This window comes from Rhodococcus sp. 1R11, assembly GCF_004563845.1.
Taxonomy (GTDB): Bacteria; Actinomycetota; Actinomycetes; order Mycobacteriales; family Mycobacteriaceae; genus Rhodococcoides.
The window spans coordinates 1-4806 of sequence record NZ_SPNG01000028.1 but is presented as its reverse complement, the minus strand read 5'-3'; the positions used below and the strand labels follow the sequence as shown (position 1 = coordinate 4806).

Here is a 4806-nt window from a genome sequence, read left to right as displayed (position 1 = left end):
GCTCTTTTCGTCAATGCCCGATTCGGCCAGTGAAGGACTTCGCACAGATGACCACCTCTACCTCCCATAAGAAGATTTCCAAGGTTCTTGTTGCCAATCGTGGTGAGATCGCGGTTCGGGTGATCCGGGCGGCCGCTGATGCCGGGTTGGCCAGTGTCGCTGTGTACGCCGAACCCGACGCCGATGCACCGTTCGTCCGCCTCGCCGACGAAGCATTCGCACTCGGCGGACAAACCTCCGCGGAGTCGTACCTGGTGATCGACAAAATCCTCGATGCCGCCGCCAAGTCCGGAGCCGATGCCATCCACCCCGGCTACGGATTCCTCTCCGAGAACGCCGACTTCGCCCAAGCCGTCATCGACGCAGGCCTGATCTGGATCGGACCGTCCCCGCAGTCCATCCGCGACCTCGGCGACAAGGTCACCGCCCGCCACATCGCCGCCCGCGCCAAAGCCCCCTCCGTCCCCGGCACCTCCGAACCGGTCAAAGACGCCGACGAAATCCTCGCCTTCGTCGACGAACACGGCCTCCCCATCGCCATCAAAGCCGCCTTCGGCGGCGGCGGCCGCGGCATGAAAGTGGCCCGCACCCGCGAAGAAATCCCCGAACTGTTCGACTCCGCCACCCGCGAAGCCGTCGCCGCATTCGGGCGCGGGGAATGCTTCGTCGAACGCTACCTCGACAAACCACGCCACGTCGAAGCCCAGGTCATAGCCGACCAACACGGCAACGTCATCGTCGCCGGCACCCGCGACTGCTCCCTGCAACGCCGCTTCCAGAAACTCGTCGAAGAGGCCCCCGCCCCGTTCCTCACCGACGCCCAACGCAAAGAAATCCACTCCTCCGCCAAAGCCATCTGCCTCGAAGCGGGCTACTACGGCGCCGGGACGGTGGAATACCTCGTCGGCCAAGACGGCCTCGTCAGCTTCCTGGAAGTCAACACTCGTCTGCAGGTCGAGCATCCGGTCACCGAGGAAACCTCCGGCATCGACCTGGTCCTGCAACAATTCGCGATCGCCAACGGCGAAGAACTGACCATCACCGAAGACCCCGAACCGCGGGGGCATTCGTTCGAGTTCCGGATCAACGGCGAAGACGCCGGCCGCGGATTCCTGCCCGCCCCCGGACCGGTCACCACCTTTACCGCCCCGTCGGGTCCGGGTGTGCGGGTCGATTCCGGTGTCGAGTCCGGCAGTGTGATCGGTGGCCAGTTCGATTCGATGCTCGCCAAGCTCATCGTCACCGGAGCCACCCGCGAGGAAGCGTTGGCTCGGTCGCGTCGGGCGTTGGCGGAGTTCACCGTCGAAGGATTGGCGACGGTGATCCCGTTCCACGCTGCGGTGGTCTCCGATCCGGCGTTCATCGGCGACGGGGAATCGTTCGACGTGCACACCCGGTGGATCGAAACCGAATGGGACAACCAGGTTCCCCCGTTCACCGCGGGGCAGCCGATCGACGACGAGGAGGTGCTGCCGCGGCAGTCCGTGGTCGTCGAGGTCGGGGGCCGCCGCGTCGAGGTGTCGCTGCCCGGGGAACTGTCCCTCGGCAACGGTGGCAACGGCGGCGGGCCTGCGGGTGCGGTGCGGCGCAAGCCGAAAGCCCGTACCCGTGGTGGTGCCGGCGCGGGAGCGGCGTCCGGTGATGCGGTGACCGCACCGATGCAGGGCACCGTGGTCAAAGTCGCCGTCGAAGAAGGCGACACCGTCGAGGTCGGGGACCTCATCGCTGTCCTGGAAGCGATGAAAATGGAAAACCCCGTCACCGCCCACAAAGCAGGCACCATCACCGGCCTGACCGTCACCGCAGGCGACGCCATCACCCAAGGCACCGTCCTCACAGAAATCAAATGAGCTGCTGAGAAAAGCAGCACGAAGGGAGCACGTCAATGTCGAAAGCTATGAGCGCAGAACATCGACAAGTGTGCGGGGTCCGTCCGACGACAGCAGCGGCGCGTCGGTGCCGGGACTGTCGGTGTAGGTGGCAGTTGCTCTTCGGTGTCAGCGGGTTCGGCGACTCCCGCACGTACGGCTATGAGGGCGCGTACGTCACCACGGTCTACGCCGCGCGTGATGCGGGTGAGGTGGCCCGGGATCTGGACCAGGTTGCGTCACTGGGCACTTCCAGGAGACGGTGTTCCCGAGACAACGTCGGCAACTCGTCAGAGCAAGAAGTCGACCTTCTCGCGCAATACGTGTGCAGCATCTGCGATCGCTGCGTGTATTCGGTCAGCTCGGAAATAACTGATGATCCGTCCCGATAGTTCCGGGGTGACGTCATCCTTCACCGAATCGTTCGAGCGGTTGAGCGCCGAACAGGTACGGAGACTGATCAACTCGGTATACGGAATCGTGGCCGCCGAAGATCCGGTGAGGTTACCGACCGAACGGGACGACACGTATCGAGCTACTACGCGCCTCGGTGACAGCTACGTGATCAAGATTGCCCACCCGGGTGACCAGCCGCGCGTCATCGAAATGCAGACTGCGGCCTTGCTGCACGCGAGTCGGCGGGATCCCCTTCTACCGCTCGAGCGCGTCATCCCCTCTGCCGACGGTGAGCAACTTCCCCGTGTGGTGGTGCCGGACGGTCAAAGACGCATCGTACGTGTCACTACGTTTCTCTCCGGACGCGCGCTGCGCTCAGTTCAACCCTCCCCCAACCAATTACGTCAATGCGGACGAGTCTTGGCAAGGATGGCCAACGCCCTCAGCGACTTTCACCACGACGCAGCGGACCGGCACCTGGCATACGACCTGCAGAACTTCCACGAACTCGACGTCATGCGACCACTGGCAGACTCACCCGCCGTGGGACGGGTGTTCGATTGGTACGGCTCCACTTTTGTACCTGCGGCCGGGGACCTGCCAACTCAAGTGGTGCACGGCGATTTCAGTGTGGACAACATTCTCGTCGATCCCGCATCGAACGATTTCGTTCAAGGAGTCCTGGATTGGGGTGATGTCATGCACTCGTGGCGCGCCGCCGATCTGGCCAGTGGGTTGGCCTCTCAGGTCGCTGTCGACGGCGACCCATGGGAAGGACCCCGTCACATGATCGCTGGGTACCGCGAGGTGTGCGTCATGACCGACTCGGAGTCCGAATTGATTCGTGGTCTGGTGTCGATGCGCATCACCCAGCGACTCCTGATGGCGCTGCACCTCAGCGAGGCGATGCCCCACAACGCCGAGTACCTGTCGCGCAACATCGGATGGAGTGCCGCGCAGCTGTCCAACCTGGTCGGCGTCTGAGCAGTCCTCGCCGGCCGAGGTGGGTCAGGATGTAGCCTCGGCGAGGACCTCGTCGAGCTGGACCAGGAAGTACTGCGCATTCTCGGCCGAGAAGACCAGCGGTGGGCGAATCTTCAGGACGTTCTCGAAGGGTCCGGTGTTGCTGACCAATACCCGCCGTTTGCGCAGGCCATTGACGACCGACGCCGCCAGTATCGGTGCCGGTCGCTGGGTCTCCGGGTCGACCAGATCGACGGCGACGAACAGTCCTGCTCCCCGCGCGCTCGTCACGCAGGCGTAGCGCTGCGTCAGCTCTGTGAGGCCTTCGAGCAATTGCCGTCCTACGTTGCAGACGTTCGCGAGAATTCCATCGGTCTCGAAGACGTCCAGGACCGCGTTGGCAGCACTGATGCACACGGTGTTGCCCGCAGCGGTGTTGAAGTACCGGATGTCGCGCCCGAACTTCAGCGCATGTCGACTCTGCGTCGCGACCGCCGCGAGCGGCAGACCGTTCGCCATCGGTTTGCCCATCGTCACCAGATCAGGTGCGACCCCATGCCGTTGGTATCCCCACATGGCTTCACCGGTTCGGCCGAAGCCCGCTTGTACCTCGTCTGCGATGAAAAGTCCGCCGGCTCTGTGGACCACGTCGACAACCGGTGCGAGGAATCCGGGCGGGCTCGTGATGAGTCCGTCGCTCGAGAACACGGTGTCGACGAGGAGCGCCGCGAGCCGCATCCCATGCCGCTCGAGGTGTTTGATGGCCTCGGACACGCGAGACGCCATCGTGGCTCCGACCGTTTCGGCGTCGTCACCGCTCGAGTAGTCCGGTGCCTCGATCGTCACCGTCGTCGCCCCGAGGGGAACGTTCGGGCCTAGGGTCGGCGACATCTCGGCAATGGACGCTGTGAGCCCGTGATAGGCGTGGGACGTCACGATGACTGCATCGCCACCCGTTTCGTAGCGGGCCATCCGGATGGCGAGATCGTTGGCCTCACTGCCCGAACAGGTATACAGAACCTGGTCGATGGCTGGGTCATGGGTCGCGAGGAGTCGTTCGCTGTATTCGATCAGCGTGGGTGTGAGGTATCGCGTATTGCTGTTCAAGGTCGCGGCTTGTCGCGAAATAGCCTCCACCACATGCGGATTGCAATGACCGACGGCGGGAACGTTGTTGTAGGCGTCGAGGTACTGATTCCCCTGCGCATCGTACAAATGGACGCCTTCGGCGCGCACCACGTCGACTGGTGTGCTGTAGAACAACCGGTTGCTCGGGGCGATGACGCTTTGTCTGCGTTCGACCAACGAACGCAGTTCGGGCTCTAACGATTCCACACTCGCGGGATCGAATCCGTTGGGCATCGTGCCCTCGGTCTTGGTCTGCGGTGTAGTCATCGAACATCCTCTCGGTGGTAGCGGCCCGATCGCGTCTACAGTTGTGAATTCGGCCTGCGCGACTGCGCCTACTGCTGGTGGTTGCGGTGGGCGCAGTCGTCTTTGTGGTTCAGGCGGGTACGCGGTCGGCGTGCAGGCTCGGCAGGTCGGGGAATGCGTCTGCGACTCCGGGGTAGACGATCCG

Annotated in this window: 3 protein-coding genes; 2 read left to right on the top strand and 1 reads right to left on the bottom strand. The window is 63.7% G+C overall.

Annotated elements, in window-relative coordinates; all coding sequences use genetic code 11:
• The first annotated feature begins 47 nt into the window (after nt 1–47).
• Nucleotides 48–1850, top strand: a complete 1803-nt coding sequence (locus E4P29_RS25740; RefSeq protein ID WP_135048097.1) for an acetyl/propionyl/methylcrotonyl-CoA carboxylase subunit alpha — start codon at nt 48–50, stop codon at nt 1848–1850.
• Between the two features lie 417 nt (nt 1851–2267).
• Nucleotides 2268–3248 carry a phosphotransferase gene (locus E4P29_RS25735; RefSeq protein WP_167735623.1) on the top strand — a complete coding sequence of 327 codons (981 nt, stop codon included), beginning with the start codon at nt 2268–2270 and terminating at the stop codon, nt 3246–3248.
• Nucleotides 3249–3272: 24 nt separating this feature from the next.
• On the opposite strand, the gene E4P29_RS25730 is transcribed toward E4P29_RS25735, so the two are convergent.
• Nucleotides 3273–4622: an aspartate aminotransferase family protein gene (locus E4P29_RS25730; RefSeq protein WP_135048093.1), complete on the bottom strand. Its 1350-nt coding sequence runs from the start codon at nt 4620–4622 to the stop codon at nt 3273–3275.
• Nucleotides 4623–4806 lie beyond the last annotated feature (184 nt).

What these genes read in the sequence shown, in the direction of transcription:
- E4P29_RS25740 (WP_135048097.1), top strand. Translation starts at nt 48, where the DNA reads ATGACCACCTCTACCTCCCATAAGAAGATTTCCAAGGTTCTTGTTGCC.
- E4P29_RS25730 (WP_135048093.1), bottom strand. Translation starts at nt 4,622, where the DNA reads ATGACTACACCGCAGACCAAGACCGAGGGCACGATGCCCAACGGATTC.